The sequence below is a fragment of the Bacillus sp. SIMBA_005 genome (genome assembly GCF_046535585.1).
Lineage (GTDB): Bacteria > Bacillota > Bacilli > Bacillales > Bacillaceae > Bacillus > Bacillus pumilus.
The window spans coordinates 384,637-410,519 of sequence record NZ_JAWRWI010000002.1 but is presented as its reverse complement, the minus strand read 5'-3'; the positions used below and the strand labels follow the sequence as shown (position 1 = coordinate 410,519).

The 25,883-nt window shown below is 40.1% G+C and carries 25 protein-coding genes and 1 riboswitch; of the genes, 13 read left to right on the top strand and 12 right to left on the bottom strand.

Annotated features, from left to right (window positions below):
* Positions 1–15: 15 nt before the first annotated feature.
* Both SB660_RS04710 and SB660_RS04705 read right to left on the bottom strand, forming a co-directional pair.
* The gene (locus tag SB660_RS04710) at positions 16–321 is read right to left on the bottom strand and encodes a nucleotide pyrophosphohydrolase (RefSeq protein WP_339164582.1); all 306 of its coding nucleotides are present in this window, start codon (positions 319–321) and stop codon (positions 16–18) included.
* A complete protein-coding gene (locus SB660_RS04705) occupies positions 314–1,960 on the bottom strand; it encodes a DUF2075 domain-containing protein (protein WP_410581560.1) in 1,647 nt (548 codons plus the stop codon). Before SB660_RS04705 ends, SB660_RS04710 begins: the two co-directional genes overlap by 8 nt.
* Before the next feature lie 143 nt (positions 1,961–2,103).
* Here SB660_RS04705 and SB660_RS04700 point away from each other — a divergent pair, with 143 nt between their 5' ends.
* Positions 2,104–2,976, top strand: a complete 873-nt coding sequence (locus SB660_RS04700) for a LysR family transcriptional regulator (protein WP_410581558.1) — start codon at positions 2,104–2,106, stop codon at positions 2,974–2,976.
* Between the two features lie 45 nt (positions 2,977–3,021).
* Here the strand turns inward: SB660_RS04700 and SB660_RS04695 are convergent, their stop codons facing one another.
* Positions 3,022–3,918, bottom strand: a complete 897-nt coding sequence (locus SB660_RS04695; RefSeq protein ID WP_268497295.1) for a PhzF family phenazine biosynthesis protein — start codon at positions 3,916–3,918, stop codon at positions 3,022–3,024.
* 173 nt (positions 3,919–4,091) lie between these two features.
* On the opposite strand from SB660_RS04695, the gene SB660_RS04690 reads away from it, so the two are divergent.
* On the top strand, positions 4,092–4,682 hold the full coding sequence (locus SB660_RS04690) for an Imm64 family immunity protein (RefSeq protein ID WP_339164575.1): 591 nt from the start codon (positions 4,092–4,094) through the stop codon (positions 4,680–4,682).
* A gap of 46 nt (positions 4,683–4,728) precedes the next feature.
* Here the strand turns inward: SB660_RS04690 and SB660_RS04685 are convergent, their stop codons facing one another.
* Positions 4,729–5,439 carry a GntR family transcriptional regulator gene (locus tag SB660_RS04685; protein WP_310425077.1) on the bottom strand — a complete coding sequence of 237 codons (711 nt, stop codon included), beginning with the start codon at positions 5,437–5,439 and terminating at the stop codon, positions 4,729–4,731.
* A 154-nt stretch (positions 5,440–5,593) separates the two neighbouring features.
* On the opposite strand from SB660_RS04685, the gene SB660_RS04680 reads away from it, so the two are divergent.
* Positions 5,594–7,492 (top strand): beta-glucoside-specific PTS transporter subunit IIABC, encoded by a 1,899-nt coding sequence (locus SB660_RS04680; protein ID WP_339164572.1) that lies wholly within the window; start codon positions 5,594–5,596, stop codon positions 7,490–7,492.
* Positions 7,493–7,501: 9 nt separating this feature from the next.
* Complete coding sequence (bglA, locus tag SB660_RS04675; protein WP_216888370.1) at positions 7,502–8,941, top strand: 6-phospho-beta-glucosidase BglA; 1,440 nt, start codon at positions 7,502–7,504, stop codon at positions 8,939–8,941.
* Positions 8,942–8,994: 53 nt separating this feature from the next.
* Here bglA and SB660_RS04670 read toward each other — a convergent pair whose 3' ends face one another.
* On the bottom strand, positions 8,995–9,156 hold the full coding sequence (locus SB660_RS04670; protein WP_254107637.1) for a hypothetical protein: 162 nt from the start codon (positions 9,154–9,156) through the stop codon (positions 8,995–8,997).
* Between the two features lie 140 nt (positions 9,157–9,296).
* On the opposite strand from SB660_RS04670, the gene SB660_RS24485 reads away from it, so the two are divergent.
* Entirely contained in the window at positions 9,297–9,602 is a 306-nt protein-coding gene (locus SB660_RS24485; protein ID WP_427365757.1) for a YxiF family protein, read from the top strand.
* A 167-nt stretch (positions 9,603–9,769) separates the two neighbouring features.
* Positions 9,770–10,963, top strand: coding sequence for an MFS transporter (locus tag SB660_RS04665; protein WP_410581555.1), 1,194 nt, complete (start codon positions 9,770–9,772; stop codon positions 10,961–10,963).
* Positions 10,964–11,005: 42 nt separating this feature from the next.
* On the opposite strand, the gene SB660_RS04660 is transcribed toward SB660_RS04665, so the two are convergent.
* The 3 genes from SB660_RS04660 to SB660_RS04650 all read right to left on the bottom strand — a co-directional run bounded on the left by SB660_RS04660 (position 11,006) and on the right by SB660_RS04650 (position 14,564).
* Positions 11,006–11,908, bottom strand: coding sequence for a shikimate dehydrogenase (locus tag SB660_RS04660; protein ID WP_058013249.1), 903 nt, complete (start codon positions 11,906–11,908; stop codon positions 11,006–11,008).
* Positions 11,909–11,925: 17 nt separating this feature from the next.
* Positions 11,926–13,107: an MFS transporter gene (locus tag SB660_RS04655; protein WP_144461435.1), complete on the bottom strand. Its 1,182-nt coding sequence runs from the start codon at positions 13,105–13,107 to the stop codon at positions 11,926–11,928.
* Positions 13,108–13,544: 437 nt separating this feature from the next.
* A complete protein-coding gene (locus SB660_RS04650; RefSeq protein WP_306011485.1) occupies positions 13,545–14,564 on the bottom strand; it encodes a LacI family DNA-binding transcriptional regulator in 1,020 nt (339 codons plus the stop codon).
* Positions 14,565–14,828: 264 nt separating this feature from the next.
* Positions 14,829–14,908, top strand: a riboswitch (glycine riboswitch).
* Between the two features lie 162 nt (positions 14,909–15,070).
* On the opposite strand from SB660_RS04650, the gene SB660_RS04645 reads away from it, so the two are divergent.
* Complete coding sequence (locus SB660_RS04645) at positions 15,071–16,417, top strand: amino acid permease (protein WP_410581552.1); 1,347 nt, start codon at positions 15,071–15,073, stop codon at positions 16,415–16,417.
* Positions 16,418–16,466: 49 nt separating this feature from the next.
* Here SB660_RS04645 and SB660_RS04640 read toward each other — a convergent pair whose 3' ends face one another.
* Together SB660_RS04640 and SB660_RS04635 are read right to left on the bottom strand one after the other, a co-directional pair.
* Positions 16,467–17,147, bottom strand: coding sequence for a DUF3169 family protein (locus SB660_RS04640; protein ID WP_061410094.1), 681 nt, complete (start codon positions 17,145–17,147; stop codon positions 16,467–16,469).
* Entirely contained in the window at positions 17,144–17,350 is a 207-nt protein-coding gene (locus SB660_RS04635) for a helix-turn-helix transcriptional regulator (RefSeq protein ID WP_012011842.1), read from the bottom strand. Before SB660_RS04635 ends, SB660_RS04640 begins: the two co-directional genes overlap by 4 nt.
* Before the next feature lie 169 nt (positions 17,351–17,519).
* On the opposite strand from SB660_RS04635, the gene SB660_RS04630 reads away from it, so the two are divergent.
* Complete coding sequence (locus SB660_RS04630; protein WP_061410092.1) at positions 17,520–18,143, top strand: NUDIX hydrolase; 624 nt, start codon at positions 17,520–17,522, stop codon at positions 18,141–18,143.
* Positions 18,144–18,153: 10 nt separating this feature from the next.
* Here SB660_RS04630 and SB660_RS04625 read toward each other — a convergent pair whose 3' ends face one another.
* On the bottom strand, positions 18,154–18,642 hold the full coding sequence (locus tag SB660_RS04625; protein WP_008347392.1) for a DUF4188 domain-containing protein: 489 nt from the start codon (positions 18,640–18,642) through the stop codon (positions 18,154–18,156).
* A 4-nt stretch (positions 18,643–18,646) separates the two neighbouring features.
* Positions 18,647–19,198, bottom strand: coding sequence for a PadR family transcriptional regulator (locus SB660_RS04620; RefSeq protein WP_061410090.1), 552 nt, complete (start codon positions 19,196–19,198; stop codon positions 18,647–18,649).
* Positions 19,199–19,379: 181 nt separating this feature from the next.
* On the opposite strand from SB660_RS04620, the gene SB660_RS04615 reads away from it, so the two are divergent.
* From SB660_RS04615 to SB660_RS04595, 5 genes are all read left to right on the top strand, one after another.
* Complete coding sequence (locus SB660_RS04615; protein ID WP_216888107.1) at positions 19,380–20,273, top strand: hypothetical protein; 894 nt, start codon at positions 19,380–19,382, stop codon at positions 20,271–20,273.
* Positions 20,274–20,388: 115 nt separating this feature from the next.
* Positions 20,389–21,267, top strand: coding sequence for a hypothetical protein (locus SB660_RS04610; protein WP_410581548.1), 879 nt, complete (start codon positions 20,389–20,391; stop codon positions 21,265–21,267).
* A gap of 343 nt (positions 21,268–21,610) precedes the next feature.
* On the top strand, positions 21,611–23,470 hold the full coding sequence (locus SB660_RS04605; RefSeq protein ID WP_410581547.1) for a beta-glucoside-specific PTS transporter subunit IIABC: 1,860 nt from the start codon (positions 21,611–21,613) through the stop codon (positions 23,468–23,470).
* Positions 23,471–23,474: 4 nt separating this feature from the next.
* Positions 23,475–24,941 carry a glycoside hydrolase family 1 protein gene (locus SB660_RS04600; RefSeq protein WP_410581545.1) on the top strand — a complete coding sequence of 489 codons (1,467 nt, stop codon included), beginning with the start codon at positions 23,475–23,477 and terminating at the stop codon, positions 24,939–24,941.
* 30 nt (positions 24,942–24,971) lie between these two features.
* Positions 24,972–25,820, top strand: a complete 849-nt coding sequence (locus tag SB660_RS04595) for a PRD domain-containing protein (protein ID WP_058013259.1) — start codon at positions 24,972–24,974, stop codon at positions 25,818–25,820.
* Positions 25,821–25,883 lie beyond the last annotated feature (63 nt).

Genomic DNA, 25,883 nt, shown 5'->3' with positions numbered 1-25,883 from the left:
ACGAATCATGTTACTTTACTTTTCAATGGGGTACTTCTCTCCATTTTTTATTAATTTTTCTTCAATTATTTCTTTTACATTTAGATGAAGATCTGAACAAAGCATAAGAGAAAATATTAAGATATCTGCTATTTCCTCTTTGATATTTTCTTCGTTCGCCTCAAGAGCTTCTTCATTACTTTTCCATTGGAAGTCTTCAAGCAGTTCAGCTGCTTCTATCGAAATTGAGATGGCCAAGTCTTTTGGATTATGATATTGTCTCCAGTTCCGATCATCTCTAAATTGATTAATCGAATGTATTAAATCTTTGATCTCAGTCATATTTGCCTCCCTCAGTTAACTCATGCAATTTTCTTCTCAATTTTTCATCTGTTGCATAAATATAAAGACCGTGGATGCCTCTTTTCATCAGAACGTTAATTGAGTTTAGTATAATCTTTTCTTTTGCCTGTTTGATTTCCTCTGGAGACATGTCACTTCTTGATGTGAATGCACCTGTGTCTTTATAATTTGACGTGTCTATGAGAAGTTCATCCTTTTCTTCATCATAGCTGATAGAAGGGCCAAGTATGACGCCGACATAATTTAAATCAAATCCTTGAACCGTATAGATTGAGCCCACTTCTCTAACTGAATCTGCATGTTCAGCCCATGTCCATTTATCATTTGTAAAATTCCATGGCATATTAATACCGTCTTCATCTACGATATAGGCAGCTCCATCTTTTTTATGTAAAAAGTCAAAGGTAGATACAATGCGGGATAGGCCTACTTCATTATCTTTTTCTTGAATGGCAGTTTTAAATTGATTAGGATTCTCAAAAATTTTGAGTTCGAAAGATTCCTGTTTTTTAGGCAGAGTTAATAATCGTTTTGAGACAAACTGGTCAATCCATTTCAACGTATCAGTATCAGCATGCATACGCATCTGTTCTGTAAGTTTCACAGTCTTGGCATGGTATCTGTTTGTTATTTCCTCGAGTAATTTTTCATTCCAGTAGCTTTTAATTTTGAGTACCTGCTTTGGGTCAAAAATGACAATGGTGATTTTACTTCGTTTGATAATCTCCTCAAGTTGGTTTTGGTAATGGAAGTTATTGTACTTATCATCTTTTGTTAATAAAAGGTGGGCTTCATCAATTAACACGATGTCAGCTATATCACCTGACTTTGTCATCTGATTAATAAACGAGGTTGGCCTCATAATTTGTTTCTTCTTCAGATTTGGCAGACTCATTGCGATGTTTTGATATGTTTTAAGCATTTCCGCATGATTCACAAGTAAATAATTGCTCTTTTTGTTTAAGACAGATTCCATATCATTTGATAAATCCTGAATCGTATTAAAGAGAGAACTTAGTAAAACACTCTTCCCAGTTCCTGCATCACCCTCTATCGAAATCACATGGTGACCGGACTGTTTGATATGCTCTTTACAAAAAGATAAGATTTCATTTTTAATTTCTACTTGTTGAGGTGATAATTCTTTATAGGGAGACAGTTTATAAATATCTCTATTTTTTAATGTTTCTATTGAATGAGTAACGATCTCCTCTTTTTGAAGTTGCTTCCATACCTCTTCAAAGACAGTTTCATTGTAAAAGTCTTTCTGATAATAATGGTGCATTTCCCTCGATCGTGTCTGGCTAACATTTTTTAATTGAAAACGATTTTCTGCAATAAAGTAGTTTATGAGATTTGTCTCAATATTGTAAGAGGCGGATTGATGAAATCGTTCATGTCCAATCAGAATTGTTTTAGTTAATTTGTTCTTTTTTGGGTCTTTCAAATGATCCTTCAAACGTCTGCTAGCTTGGACTGACTGACCAATATAAGCAGATGGTTTCCTCTTTTCATCATAAAGAATATAGACAATAGGTTGATTATGAAATACGGTTGTTCGTAAAGAAAGAATTTGATCTGTCATAAAATCGCGTTTTTCAATAATAAGTTCACTCATTTAGCAAGCCCCTGTAGTCTTTTTGCCTATTATCGTATCATAAATTTAGCAAAATATCTCAGTGGCTATAGGTGTAAATATTGAATCTCGAGATAAATTAGACATGTTGAGTTATTTTTCGATTTACGATATGAAAATACGAGGTGACCAAACTGATCACATTCCAATACAAAGTATTTCTAACAGTCGTCGAGTGCGGCAGTTTTACAAAAGCCGGGGAGAAGCTTGGACTAACGCAGTCTGGAGTCAGTCATAATATTGCGAAGCTTGAGTCAGAGTTAGGGGTTGTGCTGCTTCGGCGAAATCGAAACGGGTTGTCGTTAACGGACGCAGGTGAGCGGGTGATGCCGCATATTCGGCAAATCATTCATCATGCGTCATTGCTTGAGCAGGAGGCGGCGCTGATTCAAGGAATGGAAGTGGGGAGTATCAAGATCGGAACGTTTTCTAGTTTTTCTTCAAAAATGCTTCCGCAGCTGATTCACCGTTTTACCAAAGTGTATCCCAATATCCAAGTAGAGTTATATGAAGGTGGTTATGAGGAGATTGAGGAATGGATTGCATCTGGTACGATTGATGTTGGTTTTTTAACGCAGCCATCGAGAGAATTCGAAACCATTCCACTTTTCCAAGATGAATTGGTGGTGCTCATGCAAGAGGATCATCGCTTCAATACGAAGAAAGTGATAGAAGTTGACTCGTTCCATGATGAAGCATTCATTATGCCAAAAGCGGGCTGTGACCTGCTCATTAAGAAATTATTAAAAGAAAGAGGCGTGAAGCCTCATGTTTTGTTTGAAATAGGAGACAACAATACGCTCATTTCTATGGTTCAAGAGGGACTTGGAGTGACCATTATTCCGACGTTAATTTTGCCGGAGCAGATGTCTCATACGAAAGTGATTCCACTTGAGAAAAGCGTATATCGTGAGATCAACTTGGCGTTCAAATCATTCAAAGCGGCATCTCCATCGGCTATAAGATGGATCGAAGTGGTCAAAGATCATTTCAAGTAGAATCAGCTTGAACAGGATGTCACCTCACCCATTCAAGCTGATGGCTTATAAGGTCAACACGCCTCGAATAGTGATAACCGCCGCGCCTGCCACTTTGATCACAGGCTTTGATTCATTCGGAATGACCGTGATACGAAGGATGCCAGGTCTGCCGATGGCATCCCCTTGGGCAATGTGCAGGAGAGTGGTTTCTTGCTGAGAAATGATACCTTCCAAATAAAGATAGCCAGCCAATGCTCCGTTTGCTGCCCCTGTCACCGGATCTTCGGGTATCCCAATCCCAGGTGCAAAATCCCTCGTGTAAAGATCGACCTCTTTTGTGGTGTGAAATGAATAAAGGTGAGTCGTCGTGATATTTTGTTCTTTATTCATTTTCCCTAAAGCGGCTAAGTTCGGTGCCGCTTGATCGATGTCTTGCTGGTGCTTCATCGGAACGAGAAGATGCCAGTTTCCGGTGTTTGCTAATTTGATAGGATACGATGGATCAATGCGGTCACTGCTGATACCAAGCATGTCACTAAGCTCTTCTAAATCGATTATAAAATCCCGCGTTTCCGGTGTCACCTGCGTCATTTCCACATCGATGACTTTGCCATTTTCTTCGTGCCACACAACAGGAACCTTGCCAATCTTCGTTTCTAACACGACCCCTGTTTTCTCTTTTGCCAGCCCAAGCTCCGTCGCCAAAAGCCAAGTCAATCCAACAGTCGCATGCCCGCAGAAATTAACCTCTTCCGTAGGTGTAAAGTATTTGACGCGATAATCGGCTTCCTTATCATGGGCAGGCAGCAAGAAGACGGATTCCGGTAAATTCAACTCCTTGGCAATGCTCTGCATCTCATCCTCCATTAAAAGATCACCATCCAACACGACCCCAGCAGCATTTCCTCCAAATTTCTCAGTTGTAAACGCATCGACATGGTACACCCTAACATCTCTCATATAATGAATCCCCCTATACATTCTTGTTACGTTTATCATAAGTTTGATTAATGCATTCGTAAAATGAATCTTTTTGATACTTTAAATCGGAAGTGTTCATGTAAGTGAAGGAGTTTTCTCAGAATACAGGTTTGAGTAAAGTATAATGAAAGAAAAAATAAAGCGAGGGATGCATGATAGCTATAGGTGGATACATCAATATTGGCATCGTTTTTTATGAGACCATTCATTTACCAAATGCTTTTCGCCAATTGGCTGATTATCTAGCTGAAAAAGAAATGTCTATTACCAAAGTAAAGTATAGTAAGGATTCTGATGGCGAAATAGGGATTGAACAAAGTATAAAAGAGAACATCATCAAAGATGATAACTTTTCAGGTTATTATACAGAGTTTGAATTGTCGGGGTCGAAGCTAAATGATATGACCATCAACATACAAAAAGAAACAGGTTATGTAGGGTTTGTTATCTGTTTAAAGTGGACAGAGGTTGTTTCTCATGATTTCATTCATCTTCAGCAGGAGATCATACGCTGTCTTGTGAATCTTTATCATACGATTATGTTTGAATATGCGTTCATTGGACATGAAATTGAAGTCGAGATTCATCCAGATGAGTTTGAAAAGTGTCTGCAAGAACAGCATGCTTTTCCAGTTGCTCTAATTGGCAAAGGAGATCACATAGACATTTATTATGGTGATGTGGCGATTGACGGTCTTTCTTCTCAAAAAAGAAGGAGGGAAAGTTTAAAGGTTGTAAGGTAAATCGTAAAAAAGCCTCCTGAATGTCTCAGGAGGCTTTTTCCAACCATCACCCATAATAATTATTCGCTTGAATAAAAAATTGGGATTGCATGTAGTTATATGTGATTTTCGAGAAATCGAAAGGCTGGCCGTTTGTGAGATGAAAGACGGTTTCGACACGGAGAGCGGGATCGTCTTGTTTAAGGCCGAGGTGTTTTGCTTCGGTTTCATTCAGTTTGCCTACTTGCAAGTACATATCGGAAAAGCCGACTTTGAGCCCAAGGCCTTCACTGATAAATTTAAAAACAGAATCGGCGGCAATTTCTGTGTTGAGATAGGGAATGATGGTTTTTCGGTAATAGGATTCTTCTAGACATAAGGTTTGTCCATTGATGTAACGGATGCGTTTGAGGTAAAAAACATCTTCATCTTGTTCAATATTCAAATTAAGCGCTGCTTCTTCAGGCGGTTTGAGGGTGTCTAGCATTAAAACCTCTGAAGTCAATTGAAATTCCTCTAAATCTTTTTTAAACCCTTGGTTGGATAAAAGGCTAATGTAGCCCTTGCGCCTGTGTCTTCGAACAAAGATGCCGCTACCCCTCACTTGATAGATAATTCCTTTTCTTTCGAGTAAGTCTAATGATTTAATAATGGTGCTTTTGCTCACAGCAAATTGGCTCATGAGGGTTTCGAGTACAGGAAGCTTGTCCCCTTGCTGCAGCTCATGGGTGACAATATATTTTTCAATATCGCTCGCAATTTGTTGATACTTTAACATAGCCATTCCTCTTTGTTTTCACGATTTATTGTCTTTGATTATAGCACATACCGATTTTTCTTTGATATGCTAAATGAAATTATATAGGCATTGATAAATTGTACCGGTATAATTATAATGTATATATACTATTGGTGATAAAGGGGGGGTTTATATGTCAAAAGTGAGGGATTATCAAAAGCTCGCAGAAGACATCTTAGAGGCAGTTGGCGGAGAAGAAAATGTGGTGAGTGCCGCAAGATGCGCCACGCGGCTGCGTTTGGTACTAAAACGTTCAAATCCTAAGGCTAAGGAAGCAGTCAATGCGATGCCTGGCGTTATTACCGTGGTGGAAAACGGTGGTCAATTTCAGGTCGTCATCGGCCAGCATGTTGGTGAGGTATACGAGCATTTTTCAAGCCTTGTTCAGCTTCAAACGTCAGATGATGACCAGCCTAATGAAAACAAAGGAACGATACTGAACCGTGTCATCGCGACCATGTCCGCTGTGTTTGCGCCTTTTGTGTATATTTTGGCCGCAGCTGGTATTTTGCAAGGTGCACTTATCCTCATTAATTTGTTATTTCCAAGCTTTTCGAAAACGGGAACGTATGAAGTCTTTAGTTTTATTTCCTGGGCGCCGTTTACGTTCTTGCCAATCTTTATTGCCATCACAGCAGCCAAGCATTTTAAAACGAATATGTATATCGCCGTGGCGTGTACAGCAGCGCTTGTTAGTCCGGCATGGACAGAAATTGCTGGACGTGTAGCTTCAGGTGAAGGCGTTACCTTTTTAGGGATTGCATTATCTGAAACTGTTTATACGTCATCCGTTTTGCCTCCGCTGTTCTTAGTGTGGATTCTTTCATATGTAGAGAGATTTTTAAACAAACGGATTCACGAGGTTGTCAAACCGTTATTTGTGCCATTTCTCTGTATGGTCGTCATGGTTCCGTTAACCATTCTATTAATTGGTCCTCTTTCAACAGCAGGTGCAAATGGGATTGCAAACGGATACAACATTTTAGCAGAAAATGTACCGGCTTTAGCAGGCGCCATTATCGGTGGATTCTGGCAAGTGCTTGTCATTTTCGGCGTTCACTGGGGCATCACGCCAATGGTGCTCGCCAACTTTGAACAATACGGACGGGACTCCTTCCAGGCATATCAAACCATCGCTGTTATCGCTCAGGTCGGCGCAGTGTTAGGGGTTATTTTAAAAGCAAGAAACCGTGAAACTAGGAAAGTCGGAGTGTCAGCTGGAATCACGGGACTCTTCGGAATCACCGAGCCAGCGATTTATGGTGTTACCTTACGCTTTAAAAAGCCGTTTATTTTCGGATGTATTTCTGGAGCAGCCGGTGCCATCGTTGCCAGCTTCTTCACACCTTATTACTTTGCGTATGCAGGTTTGCCTGGTCCGCTGACAATTGTGAACGGAATTAGTGCAGATTATCCAACATCGATCATTGGTATTTTAATTGGTGTGGCAATTGCGCTGATTTTACCAGTTGTACTCATTCAAATGTTTGGTTATGGGGAAGATACAGTAGAACAGACCGCCGGCGCAACAGCTATCAAAGATCAAAATGAAGAAAATAAAAATGCTTCGATGAACAATGAAGAAACAATCACTGCACCACTTACTGGAAAAGTGCTCGCATTATCTGAAGTACCAGATGCTGTATTTAGCTCTGGGGCGATGGGCAAAGGGTTTGCCATTGAACCGACAGACAATAAGCTGTATGCACCGTTTGACGGCAGCGTCGTCATGCTTGCACCAACAAAGCATGCCATTGGACTTCGTTCAGAATTTGGTGTGGAGTTACTTGTTCACGTAGGAATTGATACGGTTTCTCTAGATGGCTCAGCGTTTACACTCAAGATCAAAGAAGGTGACAAGGTAAAGAAGGGTGATTTGTTGATGACATTTGATCAAGAAGCCATTGAAAGCAAAGGATTAAAAACAGTCACACCGATCATCATCACCAATACACAAGCGTACGAAGATGTGATCGTGGAAAAACAATCGACATGTCAGCCAACGGACGTCATGATCACAATTGTGAAATAGGAGGAATAGATAATGACATTACCAAAAGATTTTCTATGGGGCGGCGCATTAGCTGCACATCAATTTGAAGGTGGATGGAATGAAGCAGGAAAAGGTCCAAGTGTTGTGGATGTAATGACAGCTGGTGCTCACGGAGTACCGAGACAAATGACGGAGACGATAGAAGACAGCAAATTTTATCCGAACCATGAAGCAATCGATTTCTATCATCGTTACAAGGAAGATATCGCGATGTTTGCTGAAATGGGGTTAAAATGCCTGCGTACATCGATCGGCTGGAGCCGGATTTTCCCTAAGGGGGATGAAGCGGAACCGAATGAAGCAGGTTTACAATTCTATGATGATGTATTCGATGAACTTCTCAAGCATGGCATCGAGCCTGTGATTACGCTGTCTCACTTTGAGATGCCGCTTCACTTGGCAAGAGAATACGGCGGATTCAGAAGCCGAAAAGTTGCTGAATACTTCGCAAAATTCGCAGAAGTGTGCTTCAATCGATACAAGGACAAGGTCACATACTGGATGACATTTAATGAAATCAATAACAAAATGGATGTCAACAACCCACTGTTCCTTTGGACAAACTCAGGGGTATCAGTCAAAGAAGGCGAAAATGCCAAAGAAGTCATGTATCAAGCAGGACACCATGAATTACTTGCAAGTGCATGGGCAGTAGCCAAAGGAAAAGAAATCAATCCTGCTTTTCAAATTGGTGCAATGGTTTCTCATGTGCCAATCTATCCATATTCCTCAAATCCAGAGGATGTCATGCTTGCTGAAGAATATATGAGACAACGCTATTTCTTTCCAGATGTACAAGTTCGGGGCTACTATCCAAGCTATGCACTGAAAGAATTCGAACGCGAAGGCTATCATATTCCGTTTGAAGAAGGTGATGAAGAAAGCTTAAGAAAAGGGAAAGTAGATTATCTTGGCTTTAGCTACTACATGTCGACAACGGTTAAAAGTGATGCGGTGTCTGATAACGACGGAGACATTGTCAACGGAGCCCTTCCGCATGGTGTAGATAATCCTTATATCAAATCAAGCGACTGGGGCTGGTCCATTGACCCAACAGGCTTAAGATATACGTTGAATCGTTTTTACGATCGTTATCAAATCCCGCTCTTCATCGTTGAAAATGGGTTTGGTGCCATTGATCAAGTGGAGGAAGACGGCTCCATTCATGATCCAGAACGAATTCAATATCTCGCTTCTCATATCGAAGCACTGAAAAAGGCCATCGAATACGACGGTGTTGACCTGATTGGCTACACACCTTGGGGTATCATTGACATCGTGTCATTCACAACAGGCGAAATGAAAAAACGCTACGGCATGATCTATGTTGACCGCGACAACGAAGGCAACGGTTCAATGAAGAGACTCAAAAAAGATTCGTTTACTTGGTACCAAAACGTCATTGCCACGAATGGTGAAGAAGTGTAATAAAGAAAATAATAGAAGCCCGGATGAGCGTGGTATATGCTTGTTCGGGTTTTTCATCGTTTATGTTTTAATAGAGACTGAATACAAAGAAAAAAGAGAGTAATAGCGACAAAATAGTTCATTGGATTGTGAAGGATATTCATGTTCAAGGATATTTGAAGAAGAATCCAAAGGACGAATATTACCATAACAACAGGAATAATTTTTTTATACATATGGATACTCCTTTTGAGAGTGGTTTGTTTTTAGTTAGCATTGTCTCATATCGCTGCAGAGGTTGAAAAGAGATAAAGATATGAATAGGTTTTATTACATGATTTGATGTAATGAATTTTCTAATGAAGTATGTATCGTAATGATAAGTACGAGATGGAAAGGGAAGATTAAGGTCGCTAACATGAATAACTCTAAAGCAAAAATGGACACCTTAAAAAGAAGAAGCAGAAGAAAGCACTTAATGAACGAATTAAGCTATATGACACTACCAGGAAACGTATTTTTAGATATCGAAGAAAATCAATTGTTTTGTCAAAAGGTTTTTACTTTCCTTCAATCAAGAGAAGATAAAATTCAAATACATGGAAACCACTACCGAGAGCGTCTCAATTCCCTCAAATTTAAGCAATTCACTATCATTACTTTTCACATTCATATAAAATAAGAGCAGTGAAAAATTGAAGAAATGCTTGATACATGAAGGGCATGTAAGCTGCGAGCTGCATGACATGATGAGATGTATGAACGTGAAGGCTGTAAAGCTGTTCTTCCTCACACATGAGATCTTATAAGCGGTCACTTCATTGCGATGGTGTTGAGGGGTGTGTCAGGATGAGGAATCCGTATGTGAGAACGGCTTCTAGTCTGTATATTAATTACTTTTTATTAGGTATGGTCAATATAATTTTGGCTTCCAATATGCCATTTTTAATCAAACAGTTAGATACCAATAGTGCAGGAATTAGTTATATGATTTCGGCGCTTGGCATTGGCAGGGTACTTACGTATGGTTTATCGGGCGTGCTGTCAGATCGTTTTGGGCGGAAGCCGGTCATTTTGGTTTCGGGTGTGCTCATGGCGGTGTTCCTGATCGGAATTCCATTGTCTCCGAATTATCAAATTGCGTTTGCGTTTGCGATTTTGGCAGGAGTCGCGAATTCAGCGATGGATGCTGGGACGTATCCTGCATTAATGGAGGCTTTCCCGCAAAAATCGGGATCTGCGAATGTGATGGTGAAGGCCTTTATATCAATTGGGGCAACCATTTTGCCACTCGCGATTTTCTTTTTGGCAGAGCATGATTTGTTTTATGGAATGGCATTTTTTGTTCCTGCTCTGATCTATCTTGTGAATGTTTTGATGCTGTGGACCTTGCCATTTCCGAATCATCGCAAGGTAGAACAAGTCCAGGTAACGGACCATGACGGACTTCCGCGCTTCTCGACAGAGCCTACATTTTGGAGAGAAGGGATCGCACTCATTGTGATCAGCTTTACGTCAAATGGGTTATATGCTTTGCCGCAAATTTGGCTTCCTACGTACGGTGAGGCTATATTGGGGATGGCATCGGGCAGTGCTGTGAAACTGCTCAGTTACTATAGCATGGGCGGGCTGCTGTCTGTCGTGATGCTCGCATTTCTGTTGCGCCGTTTTGTCCGTCCAGTCACTGTGCTGCTGATCTATCCAATCATTACGCTTGTTTCCATTTGTGTGCTCTTGGTCGTGAAATCCCCAGTCATCGGAACCGTCAATGCGTTTGTATTGGGATTTTCAACAGCAGGAGTCTTTCAGCTGACGTTAACTGTGATGGCTGAATTCTTCTGGAAAAACAAAGGGACGATGACAGGGATTATCTCCACTGCGGGCGGCGTGTCGGCTATCGTCATCCCGGTTGTAACAGGTTTAATTCAGAGTCACTCGTCCATTTTACAAATCTTTATGTTCGATGCAGTGGTGGCTGTTGCGGCCATTATCGGCGCATTGTATATCCTGTATCGATACCGCCAAATCATGGTACATGATTAAAAAAAGACGACCTCCGTTCAGGGAAGTCGTCTTTTTTTTGTATTAGAATCGGTCATTTTCAAAAAGAATTTGTTTTACTTGATCAACTGGCATATCTTCACCAGTAAAGAGTTTGTAAGCAAGTGCACCTTGCCATAGCATCATTCCAAGACCGTTAATGGTTTTGGCGCCAGCTTCCTGTGCTTGCGCAAGAAGCTTTGTTTTTTGCGGGTTGTATACGACATCAGTCACGATCAAATCTTCACGAAGTACATCAAGTGTATCATCGATAATGCTGAGTTGATCTAGTGGTTTCATGCCAAGGCTTGTCCCATTTGCTAGAATCGCGCTTTCTGCTACTTCACGGCGGAACGCGTCTTTGTCTTCAAGTGGGAAAATGTTTGCTTTGACACCGAAAGATTTCATTTCGTTGTTGATATAATTTACATTTTCTTCTGCTTGAACAAAGTATTGATCATTACGAGCGAAAATACTAATTTCACGAATGCCAGATTGTGCAAGCTGAATCGCAATCGGAGTCGCCGCACCGCCAGAGCCAACGAGAGTGACCTTTTTACCGGCTAATTCAACGCCATGTTCAATCAAGTTTCTCACATACCCAAGACCGTCTGTGTTGTAACCGATGAGCTTACCATCCTTGTTGACAACGGTATTGCTTGCACGTGTGTATCTTGCAGAATCGTCTAGTTCGTCTAAGTAATCTAGTACTTTCATTTTGTTCGGCATAGAGACGTTAAATCCAGCTGCACCCATTGCTTTCATACCGTATACGGCTGCTTCTAGTTCATCGTTCCCTACTTCAAATGCGAGATAAGCATAGTTGATCCCTGTTAGTGTATAGCCAAGGTTATGCATCCGTGGTGAAAGGCTGTGCCCGATTGGTGTAGCAAGAAGACCGACTAATTTTGTTTTCCCATCAATATTTCGTTCATGTATGTTTGTCATGATTGACATCTCCTTAATTATCTAAATAATTTTTTCATGCGTCCAAGAACAAAGACCGCTAGCAATACGCTCATAACCGCAATGATCATATCGAAAAATAACGTCATTTTAATATCGTACGTGCTGACCAATCCACTTGTAATGAGCGGCACGAGAATAAACGCGGAGCTTGCCGCAATGTTGACGTAGGATGAAGCCGTTGCTTTGTTTGTCGGGAATAGTTTCATCATAATACTCATCGCCAGCTGGAAGATTCCCGCTGTAAATAGCCCTAAGAAAAAAGTGCTGATAATGACAATGCTGTATGCTTCGATTTGGAAAAGTGAAAGCATTGCAAGGAACGCCCCAATTGGATAAATGATCGCTACCATAATCGGTGAAATGAATTTATCTAAGACGATCGATAGCAAGAGAACAGATACCAGTGCACCGATACTAAAATAAGATAGAAGCTGTGTGGCTTGTTCTGTGCCAAGTCCGATTAATTTTAACCCGAGCTGCGGAAGCCATGTCTGCCATACGACAAATAATGCAGTTGACGTGAATCCCATGAGTACAACAGCTAAGCCTTCGCCAAGCATTTTTGGTTCTTCTTTCAGCTGCTCCTGTACTGGAAGAGCGTCTTGTGAAGAAACTTGCTTATGGTTCGGGAAGGGCATAAAGATTAAGTAAATCCCAACAAGTAAATAAAGAAGTCCTAGTCCAAAGAACGCCCAGCCCCAAAAGATGTCATGTGCCACTAGGAACGCCAAGATAAATGGAAGAACAGTCGCACCAATGGATACAGACGCCTTCACTAAAACAGAAGCCGAACTTGCTTTCTTCGGAAATGACTCTGTCAAAGCAGGATAGGTTCCTGAATCAAGCAGTGAATTTGCAATACCTGCTGAAATCGCAAGGATGAATGCCAGTGTATAACTCGTTGTCGTTGGAATACCGATTAAGAATAATAAGTAAAGAAAATTTCCTGTAATAATGACAGGCTTACGTCCCCAACTGTCGGCTAACCGGCCTGAGAAAAAGAGAGCAATGAGTTTACCAATTCCGATCGCCGATACAAGCAAGCTGATTTTCGGAATATCTACATGGTAACGTTCAGATAAGCTGTCCATGTTAGAAGCTACAATAATATTGATCATGCCAAGCATGAAGTAGTTTAAATACATTCCAAGTGATGATTTAATATAAGGATTTTTCATGTTCCCACTCCTATATTTGAAACCCCTTTAAGGTTAAATTCTTTGTATACCCTTTGATATTTCCTTACATGTACATAAGTCCATCACAACACCCCTTGTGTGATTGATGAGTAAAATAATGAATATTCATCTGTTCTTCATTTAAGTACATCGTTCTACTAAAATGTAAAAAATAATACCAGTCTTGATTAGAAAATGACAGTTCATGATTTGATCAGAATCATAAAAAATCAATTTCACCTGTTTTTTAATAGAAATAACGATAAGATGAAATAGGTATAACGATATACTAAAAGAAGCAACGAGATAAATATACTCCTGTGTTTTAAATGTGTCAAGTTTATGACTTTGTGATTTAAAAAAAGGAAAATGAAACAAAGAAATCATTGACTTGATCAACAAAAAAAGAGAATTGCTGCATGCAATTCTCTTTTTCATCATGAGGGAGCGGTTTCTCTAATATGAAGTTGAGGCTTTAAGATCAATCTCTGCAGCTCTTCATCCTGTTCGTTCATTTTATGATATAAAAGGTTCGCTGCTTTTACCCCGATGGATCGGGGGAAGGAGGAAACAGTGGTGAGCGGCGGATGGTACATCTCTGCTTCAGGAACATTATCGAATCCAACCACATCGATATCTTCACCAGGCTTAATGTCCTGTGCTGACAGTTCTTGAATGACCCCAAATGCGACTAGATCGCTAAAACAAAAAATAGCAGTAGGAGGCTCAGGCTGATCAAGCACTTGGCCAAGTGCTTCTTTCCCGCCTTCACGAGTAGGTTCTATGTCAATAATAAGAGAATCATCAATCGTCAGATTTTCTTCGTCATGTGCTTTTTTGAAACCTTTCATCCGCTCAATCCAAGTCGATGAGGTCTTGATGCCGCCTAAGAAGGCGATACGCCGATGCCCCTTTTGAAGAAGATGATGAACCGCCATCCAAGCACCTTGTTCATAATCAACACCGACATAGTCACATTGCACATCTGATAATTCACGATTTGCCAGTACTTTTGGGGTGCGAATTTGATTTAATTGTTTAACCGTTCGTGCAGAGCTTTTTGAAGCTGGGTTTAAAATAATCCCGCCCACTCGGTGCTCTACCATTGTGGAAATGAGCCGCTCCTGTTTATCGACACTGTCAAAGGTCGTACCAAGTAGAACAGTATAGCCCAGTGACTCAAGTGTGGTTTGCACGCCAATTAAAAACTCAGAAATAAAGGTGTTAGAAATATCCGTGACAATCACGCCAACGATATTTGAGCTTTTTGACCGCATGTTGGCAGCAACGCGGTCGTATACGTATCCTAAGTCCTCCATGGATTGCAGTACTTTTTTTCGAGTGGCTTCAGAGATTCTAGGATTATTTCGAACAACAAGTGATGCCGTTGAAGTCGAAACACCGGCATGCTTGGCGACTTCCTGTAATGTGACACGCTGTTTGTTCATTTTTTTCATTTGTTTTCACCAACTTCCATGGATTACCTAACTTTGTTCTTGATCAAGAGGGATTTCTCCATCAAACGAGCCGAACATCTTTTGATTTATTATACATGAATCAAGGGGGATTGATGAAGTGAAGTTATATGGCTGCCACCGTCACTCATAAAAGATTTCCATTGACAGCTTTCTTTTAGAGGCGTAAAATATGAAATTATTCAGAAATAGCAACATTTTAAGTAAATAACGAAGGCTATGATTGCTGTGGGTCACACTATAGCAGGAGCAGCTTCTGGAGAGACCGCATGTATGTGCGGCGCCGAAGGGTTCACAATCTCAGGCAAAAGGACAGAAGAGTACGAAATATTGTATTTGTAATGCATGGATGAAGCCGTGTATTGCTTTTCTCTATTTTGCTATTCTTTTATGACCGTGAGATTGGAGCGCATCCAATCTCTTTTTTTATGGACTTTTTGAGAGTTCATTATTTCAGTATAAGATCGTGTCGTAGGAGGGCGTTAGCATTGGAACAACAAGAATTAAAACGAGATTTATCAAACCGCCATGTTCAGTTGATTGCAATTGGCGGAACCATTGGAACTGGGCTATTTTTAGGCTCTGGAAAGACCATTCAGTTGGCAGGGCCATCGATCATTTTTGCTTATTTAATTGTCGGAATGGCGATCTTTTTTGTCATGAGGGCACTTGGTGAACTACTCTTATCGAAGACAGGCTATCAGTCATTAACCGATATTGCAGAGGATTACCTTGGTCCGTGGGCTTCCTTTGTGACAGGGTGGACGTATTGGTTTTGCTGGATTATGACCGCGATGGCGGATGTTATTGCGGTCGGAGTGTATGTGCAGTATTGGTTTGATATCCCGCAATGGATTCCTGCTATTATTTGTTTGTTGATTTTACTAGGGTTTAATTTATTAACGGTGAAGCTTTTCGGAGAAATGGAATTTTGGTTTGCACTCATTAAAGTGATTACGATTCTATTGCTGATCGGCGTTGGAATTGTCCTTTTAATCATTGGTTTCCAAACAGATGCAGGGCCGGTGACGGTAACGAATCTTTGGTCACACGGCGGACTATTCCCGCATGGTGTCACAGGCTTCTTACTGTCATTCCAAATGGTCATCTTTGCGTATGTGGGAGTGGAACTGGTCGGTGTGTCCGCAGCAGAAACAGCCAATCCGCAAAAAAACATCCCATCTGCGATTAATAAAATTCCATTAAGAATTCTCTTTTTCTATGTGGGCGCCATTTTTGTCTTACTGTGTATCAATCCATGGACTGAGCTCAGTGCATCAGAAAGTCCTTTTGTGAAAACCTTTGGGCTGATTGGAATTCCAGTAGCAGCGGGACTCATTAATTTTGTTGTCTTGACGTCTGCGGCTTCGGCTTGTAATAGCGGTATGTTCTCAACGAGCCGAATTTTGTATAATCTCAGTCATCAAAAACAGGGCCCATCTTCCTTTGGCCGCCTGAACAAGCACGCTGTTCCAAGTAATGCACTATTCGTTTCAACGATTGTAGTTTCGGTCGGTGCTCTTTTAAGCAAGCTGATTCCAGAACAAGCCTTTGGTATTGTCACAACCATCAGCGCCATTTGTTTCATTTGGGTATGGAGTATAATTCTAATTTGCCATTTGAAATATAAAAAAACAAAGCCTGAACTGCATGCAGCATCTACCTTTAAAGCACCGTTCACACCTTTTGTAAACATTTGTGTTCTTGTCCTTTTTGCTGCCATTCTTGTGATCATGCTGTTTGCGGATGCAACACGTCCGGCGCTCTTGTTAACACCGGTTTGGTTTGGTTTCTTATTATTGATTTATGCACGAAAGAAACGCCGTGCGTCATAATGGACAGAAAAAAGCACAGCCTTTGTATTAGGCTGTGCTTTTTGTTTATTTAACGATTTCTAATCCTGAACATATAATTTGCATTCAAAATAATTAAAACAAGTCCAATCACGATGATTGAAAAGAGCTGAGAGTGATTGGCTCCAAGGGAATACACGATCAGAATAAACATGGCACCGGTCAATAAGATGTTCATCATTTGATACGTGTGAAACAATCCGCCAAGCATCACATGCTTTTCACCTTCGTCGGAAATAGCAAGCAGTTTTTTACTATAATCTTTGTCAGAAGGGCTTGGGAGATTGCGATTAGGGTAGACAAGTTTTAGAACGGATATTGCTACGTAAGAACTGATAATGGTGACGATAAATATAGCAACATTGACGAGAATCAGCCAAATAGGCTGTTCGGTGACGATAGCCATACCGATGGCAATAATGGATAAAATGGTACTTACCGTATTGGCTAAAGTCGAATCAGTAAAGGTGCGATACTGTTTTACTTCGAGTTCATCCTCTTCATCTCCAGATACCGAAAGTGATACTCTTTTCTTCATACGTGAAATCCCTGAAAAACAATAAACAATTAATACAATCGTCAAGCCGCTGATGACAAGAGTCGCTTCAAATGCAACATCAAGAAGGGTCATCTCAAATTCAGCTGCAAGCAGACAGTAAGCACCGAGAAAGCCAAGGAGAGCACCTAAGAGCATTTTGTATACAGTTTTCATGATAGTTCATCCTCCTCGAATAGAAAAATACGTTCAATGGGTTCCTGAAAAATTCGTGAAAGCTTAACAGCGAGCAAGAGAGATGGCATTAGTTCATCTCGCTCCATTAAGCTGATGGTCTGACGAGAAACTTTTGCACGATTGGCAAGCTCAGTTTGGTTCAAACCATCACGCGCACGAAGCTCTTTTAATCGATTTTTCATTCTGTCACCTCAATTTGATCTGAATCTTTCTTTGATTGTAAAGCATATTATTCAATTTGACAAGTAAAGTTGTCAAATTGATAAAAATAATTGTCAGAAAGATCATCTTTCTTCAAAAGATGAACCATGATACGCTAAAAGAAAGAGAAACAGAAAATAGGTGATGCCCGTGTTCATTGACCAATTAAAAAATGACTTACATCAATCTCAACCTTTATTTATTGGAGAAGAAACAGCGTTCAAAGCTGCAGTCCTTGTCCCTTTGGTGCAAGTAAACGGGGAATGGCATGTTTTATTTGAAGTACGATCACTGACGATGAGAAAACAGCCTGGCGATATTAGCTTCCCAGGAGGCAAACTCGACGGCGGCGAAACCGCACAGGAAGCTGCACTGCGGGAAACATATGAAGAACTAGGGATTCCGCCCGAATCCGTCAAGGTGTTAGGACAGCTCAGTCCTTATATTGCCTCTCCATCCTTTGTGGTATATCCATTTGTCGGAATCATTGATGAACAGCAGGTCAAACATTCCTTTAATCAAGAAGAAGTAGAGGAGACCTTTACTGTGCCTCTATCATGGCTCATCCAATACGAACCGTACTTACACCATGTATCGGTGCAGCCAACACCAGGAGAGGACTTTCCTTATGAAAAAATCATGAATGGAGAAAAATACAGCTGGGGGAGTCGTTCGATTGAGGAGTGGTTTTATGATTACGATCGTTACACCATTTGGGGATTAACTGCCCGCATATTAAAACATTTTGTGATGGTTGCAAAAAGAAATTCCTAGAGAATCAGCTCTAGGAATTTGTTGTAGAAAGGCGTTCTTTTGCGGTTTCTTTTCCTTTCCCTTTTCCAATTAGGATGGGCGCTTTAGCTTGGCTCAATCCATATGAAGGCATGTTCACGTAGATAGATTCATATGAGCCGGCTTGAATTTGATACGTTTCATGATAAATTCCGACCGCGTCATTATTTCGTGCTCTTTGGTTAAATCCTTTCCAAGCAGCCAAATGCTTCTCCATCTTGGCGTAGGCAAGGAGGTCCTCTGTTGATTTCCAATATTGGATCATGGTGGTTGTGCGTAAACCGAAGTAATTTTCTGTCCCTAGAAAACCAAGTTCTTCTTGATGTGTATAAAGTTCTTTGATCATCCCCGGCATCGCCTTAAATACTGGCAGCCATTGATGGACAGCCCAGCGTTTATTGATTCTCATTCCGATAATGAACACAACAATCGGCTCAGAATTGTCTGTTGTATACCTGCCAGCACGTATATTTTTTTTCACTTGTTCACCCTTCTTTCTTCATCGATTCACAGGTCTCCACGCACCAATCAATTCCAGCCTGCGCCACTTTCTTTCCGTAATCTAACGTATACAGCCAATACTTCGCATCAGCTTCATCTGGATACAGCTCTTGAATGTTTTGTTCAATCGCAACATATGTCTCATAACGGATACGGAGCTGCCTCTCATAATCCTGTAAAAGCACCAATTTTTTCTCAAACGAAAGATATTGACCAAAGAATAACTTTAATAACACTTCATTTCGTTCTGATGGTACTTGATCGAGCGGATGCGCCAGCCATTGCCTCAACGTGTCCAGCCCTTTTTCAGTCAGATGATACTCCCGCTTGTCTGAGCGCCCAGTTGTAGAAGCGGGTGAAACCTTCGCAAGCCCTTCCTCGACTATTAACTTTAAAGCTGGATAAATTTGTCCATAACTAATTTTCCAAAAGTGATGCAAGCTCCTATCAATTAATTGCTTCACTTCATACCCTGACTTACAATCTGTCGTTAAAATACCTAAAATCGCATACGTCGTATCATTGTATTTTTTCATATCAGCACACCTATCTAAAAGATATATTATTTAGATATATAATAAACGATGTATAGCTGCAGACACAAGATGTATGAGAAAAAAACAAATGCTAGAAAGGAGGTGAAGAGATCACTGATTTGTTAATTCATGAAATGAATCATTCATATAGATTGAAAGATCATATTTTGGAGGGGGACATATGAGTAAATACAAAGTCTGGACCATGGCTATTTTGGCAGTACTAATTATTGGTGGAGGCGGCTGGATAGCCTATCAAGCAATCGCAAAAAAGAGTGGTTTAAATCACCCCTACGCCTTTGCATATAAGACTCATGATCGTGTGAACTGGTTCAAGGTAACGGAAAGAAACGGAAAAGTAACAGGTCATCTGAATGAAACCATTTTAGAGGAAAATCCGAAAAGGCATTATGATCCCAATATGTTTATCAACAAATATCAATTAACTGGGAAATCAATTGAAAACGGTTACGAATTTTATGTGAAGCAAGGGAAAGAAACGGTCACATATGAAGTTCACCTTGCCGAAAAGGATCTTTCTGTGAAAAAACAAGGTGAAAAGCACAGCATCACATACAAAGCAGTTGATCAAAAAAACCTACGTGCTGTTCAACAGGACATTCATACTCGATATGAGAAACTGATGGATGACACGGAAAATAGATTTCATGATTATGTACGAAACTTCATTAAGAAAGTAACAGGCGCTTATGGTTATTTGTATACGGCAGAGGATGGTTCGTACCAACTATTTCTAAAAGTAAAACGAATGTATATGCAGTCTGAATGGGCAGGTTCTTTTCTAATGAGAAAGACCCCAGGAGATGGTGGTGAACCTTATAAAGAAACGAAACATACAGCTGGTGGAGTTTCAGATGGGATGATGTTTGATTTGAGTACTTATCCTGCAATTGAAAAGGGTTTTATTTTAGGTGAAACTGACCGAGACGCAACATACATTAAATTTCCTTTTAAAATGGCAGGCGGGACAATAGAATTTAAAGCGGTCACGAAAGAGGAATATCAAGAACAAACAGAAGAATTCAAAAAGAAGGCGAAAGAATTGCAAAAGTAGATCGTGTTGGAACAGATGAATGTTGTGAATGGCATTTCAGGGCGATCAGAATTTAGTTGAATATCTAAATAGGGATCATGAAGGTTTTTTAAATCATATATTAGTGGAGGTACGTATGAGTAAATTGAAAATGTGGGTCGTGTCTATCCTGGCAGTACTCATCTTAGGTGGAGGCGGCTGGACAGCATATCAAGCAATCGCACAAAAGAATTCATTGAATCATTCCTATGCATTTGCGTATAAAACGAAGGATAGCATGAGCTGGTTTAAGGTATCTGAGAGCAAAGGGAAAGTAACAGGGCATTTGAATGAAAAGTATATAGAAGAAGAAAGATGGTATCCGCATATCTATAAAAAACAATTTGTCGTATCCGGCAGTTCAAAAGAAAATGGGTATGAATTCAGAGTCACACAAGGTAAAGAAACGATCGTATACGATGTTCATTTTTCAGGAAAAAACCTTTCAGTGAAAAAACAAGGCGAAAAGAAAAGCACGATTTATAAGGCAATCAATCAAAAAAAGCTAGAGAAATATCATAAAGATATCCAAAAACAATATGATTATCTATTTGATACCGCGGAAGATAGGTTTTATGATAGTATGAGAAACTTCAAGGAGAAAGTGGCAAAGGTATATGGCTTTCTCTATACGGCAAAGGACAAACAATTATTTTTACAGGTGAAAACCATGCATATTGAGATTGGATGGACCGGCTCCCTTCTAATCACAACGGTTCCCGGAGAGGATTGTAAGCCTTATAAAGAAATGAGATTAGAAGTCTCGGGTGAAACGGATGGAAGAAATTTTAAAATGGGCCATGAGCCTTCAATTGAAGAGGGGATCATTAAAGGTTCCACTGATCGAGATGTAAAATCAATCAAACTTCCATTTAAAATGACAGGCGGTACCGTAGAGTTAAAAGCGGTTACGAAACAGGAATACCAAAAACAAGCGAAAGCATTCAAAAAGCAGGCAGAAGAAAGAAAAAAATAGATGATGGAAACCAGATGAGTAAACTTATCTGGTTTTTTTAATGGAGATAGTTCTTATTGATGATAAAAGGATATCGATGTATAAAAAAGCGAGAAAGGTTGTTTTAACTAAATAAAAGAAAATCAATTTGGGTATATAGACCTTAATAAATTTCTGAAAAATAAATGTTGACGCTTTCATATAATCAATATATACTAAAATCAAATCCAATATAAATAAATTAGACATGTGACTGGTCATGCAGGCAGGATCTAAAAACGATGAATTTCTTTAATTTGTCGTTTTAGGTCCTTTTTTTATTGCCAAAATATAGGTCTCATGTATGGGAAAAGGGGGAGGAAAAATGGATTACACACAAGTTGCCAAAGACGTTTTAAAGCATGTTGGCGGTAAAGAAAACATTGCGCACCTTGAGCACTGTTCAACAAGACTTCGCTTCACACTAATTGATCAGAAAAAAGCAGATGTACAAGCACTAGAAAAAACACCAGGTGTCATAGCTGTGAGAATGTCAGGACAATGCCAAGTGGTGATTGGGAATGACGTGATTGAAGTGTATCAAAAGGTAACAAGTCTAATGGGTGGCAGCTCATCGGGGCAAGTTGTGCCATCTAATCAACCAAAAGAAAAAAGAAAAATAGGCACAGTTCTGTTAGATTTCATTGTCGGTGTATTCCAGCCGCTTGTTCCAGCTATCGCAGGCGGAGGGATTTTAAAATCATTTCTTCTCCTTTTCTCTCTATTAGGCTGGATGGATGCAAAGGGTCAAACCTATCAAATATTGAACATGGTAGGGGACGCGCCGCTTTACTTCCTGCCTTTACTAGTCGCTGTAACGACGGCGAATAAACTAAAGGTGAACCCACTGGTCGCACTATCAGCAGTCGGCGCGCTTCTTCTTCCGAACATGACGGCTATGCTTACTGAAGGCGCGCAATTGCTGTCATTCGACGTGAAAAATATAGCTTATGCGTATCAAGTGTTCCCAGCAACCCTTTCTGTATTGCTATACGCTCAAATGGAAAAATTCTTTACACGATTTTCACCAAAACCAATTCGGATTTTCTTTGTTCCAATGATGTCATTGGTCATTACTGTACCAATTACATTACTTCTATTAGGACCGATTGGTTTTACAGCAGGACAAGGTTTTTCATCCATCATTCTCGCAATGTTTAATACAGTAGGCTGGGTAGCTGTCGCGATTTTAGCAGCAGTCCTCCCATTCATGGTCGCATCAGGTATGCACAAAGCAATGGTCCCTTATGCAGTCACAACGATGGGAACCCTTGGGAAAGAAGCACTTTATTTACCTGCATCACTTGCACATAATATTGCGGAAAGTGGAGCGTGTTTCGCTGTAGCATTACGCACAAAAGACAAGGTACTCAGATCAACAGCCATTTCGGCAGGGATTTCAGCATTTTTTGGTATCACAGAGCCTGCTTTGTATGGTGTGACACTTCAAAATAAGCGAGTTCTTGGAAGTGTCATGATTGGTTCGTTTGTTGGCGGGATCTTCATTGGATTAGTTGGTATACAAGCCTTTGTACTTGTTGGCCCTGGATTAGCAAGTATGTCAATGTTTATATCAGATGAGCTCCCACGAAATCTAATGTTTGCTGTCATTGGAGCAATCATTTCCTTTATTGTCGCTTTTATCGCTGCTTTTGTATTAGGTAAGGATAAAACAGTAGAAGAAAAGACAAATGATCAAGCGGCATTTGCTGAACAAATTGGAGCGGGTGAAACATTCAAAAGTCCTGTGATTGGTCAAATGATCTCTCTATCTGAAGTAAAAGATGATATTTTCTCTTCAAAGGTCATGGGAGACGGGATTGCCATTGTCCCTTCAGAAGGTGCGCTTTATGCACCAGTAGATGGTGAAGTGACTATGCTGTTCGAAACAAATCATGCACTTGGTATGAAAACGGACCAAGGGGTTGAAGTATTATTCCACATTGGCATTGATACCGTTCAACTGGAAGGACAGTATTTTCATCCAAAAGTGCAGGTTGGTAAACGTGTTCAAGCAGGAGATTTACTGATTGAATTTGATGTAGAAAAAATCATAGCAGCAGGTTATGATCCAGTTACACTTGCTGTCATCACAAATACAGATCAATATGAAATAAAGGTACAGCCATTACAAGAGGTCAATCGTCAAGATACATTGATGGTTGTCACACAATTAGGAGGCTAAACAGATGACAACAATTAAAGGTTTTCCAAAAGGATTTTTATGGGGCGGCGCCATTGCCGCCAACCAAGCAGAAGGCGCTTGGAATATAGATGGAAAGGGACCATCAGTTGCAGATATTGCAATGTATCGTTCCAATTTAAGTGTAGAAGATTATGAAGGACATCTTGCTGTGACTTCTGAAAATATAGATCGTGCAATAAAAGACCCAGACGATAAAAAGTACCCTAAACGCAGAGGGATTGATTTCTATCATCACTATAAAGAGGATTTGGCTCTATTTGCTGAAATGGGCTTTAAAACACTTCGCATTTCTATTGCGTGGAGCCGGATCTTCCCTACTGGAGAAGAAGCTGAACCAAATGAAAAAGGGCTGCAATTTTATGATCGTGTATTTGCCGAAATGAAAAAACTCAATATAGAACCGATTGTGACACTCTCTCATTATGAAATGCCTTTAGCCCTTAGTGTGAAATATAACGGCTGGGTGGAAAGAAAAGTGGTCGATCTCTTTGTGAAGTTCGCCAATGTATGTTTCGAACGTTATCAACATGATGTGAAATATTGGCTCACCTTTAATGAAATTGATAGTATTCACCGCCACTCATTCATTACAGCAGGAATTATTCCTGATCGTTGCCCAGAAGGTAAAGTAGAAGAGACGGTGTATCAAGCACTTCATCATCAATTTGTTGCATCTGCTCTTGTCACAGCTGATTGCCATCGTATTATCCCAGGCAGCCAGGTTGGGTGTATGCTGACAAAATTGACAACGTATCCGCATACGTGTCACCCGAATGATGTGGAACAAGCCTTAAAACAAAACTTAGAAAACTATTTTTATGCAGATGTTCAGGTGTTTGGCGAATATCCGCCACTGATTACACGGATGCTTGAGAGAAAAAATATTCATATTCAAATGGAAGCAGATGATCTCAACATTCTAAAAGAAAATACAGTCGATTTCATTTCATTTAGCTACTATATGTCTTTAACTGAATCAGCTCAAGAAGGGTTAGAACAGACAGAAGGAAACACGATTCGTGGAGTCAAAAATCCTTACCTGCCTTCAACTGACTGGGGCTGGCAAATTGATCCGGTTGGTCTGAAAATTTCTTTAATTGAACTGTATGATCGCTATCAAAAACCTCTTATCATTGTCGAGAATGGAATGGGTGCAAAGGATGTAGTTGAAAGTGATGGCTCTATCCATGACGACTATCGGATTAACTATTTTAAAGAGCATTTCCGCCAGATGAGAGAAGCGATTGAAGAGGGCGTCGATCTCTTTGGATATACGAGCTGGGGCTCAATTGATATTATTAGTGCAGGTACATCACAAATGTCAAAACGCTATGGCTTTATTCACGTAGATCAAGATGATGATGGAAACGGAACGTTAAAACGATCTCGAAAAGACTCATTTTATTGGTACCAAAAAGTCATTGAGACAAATGGTGAATCGCTTGATTGAACACCACAATCATGAAAACAGGTGATGACGATGTTTAAAATAAAAAAAGTTTTAAACTCGAGTGTGGTCCTGGCGGAAGATCAGAACCAACAGGAGATGGTTTTGTTTGGCCGTGGGATTGGCTACGGACAGAAACCGGGTCAAATGATAGAAGAGAAAAAAGCGGACCAAGTCTTTATGTCAGTCGATAACATGAGAGCAAAGGAATTTCTTCAATTGTTAGATTCAATGCCTCAAGAGTTTATCGATTTAACTCAGCGCATCGTCCAATATGCAGAAAAAAGGTTAAATTCAAATCTAAATTCAGGGGTTTATTTTACCTTAATGGATCATTTGAATTTTGCTGTTGAACGACATAAAAAGAATATTAATATTACGAACCGAGTGTACTGGGAAATCAAAAATTACTATACTGAAGAATTTGAAGTAGGGAAGTACGCTCTTGAGTTAGTCAATGATACATTGGGCATACAATTGCCAAAAGAAGAAGCTGCCAATATCGCCTTTCACTTAATCAATGCATTAGGTGAAGAATCCGATTCGAAAGATAGCATGAAATATGCCAAAATGATCGGAAGCATTGTCAATCTTGTGCGCTATACACTGAATATGAAAATGGACCAAGAAAATATTCATTACAGTCGGTTCATTACACATGTGAAGTTCTTTGTAGAGAGGTTTTATGCAAATAAATTACTCTCGGATCAAGAAAATGAGTTGTTTGAACAAATTGCACACTTGTATCCTCAGGCGATGGATGTTGCTTTTAAAATCAAAGATTATATTAAACAGGTGCATAGTATCGTCATTCCTAATGATGAGCTTACTTATCTTGCGGTACATATACACCGCCTCATATCTTATCAGCAATTAAAATAATGGTGGAACCACTTGCCTTGTGATCGGGCAAGTGGTTCTTTGCTGTGATCAATTTTATATTAA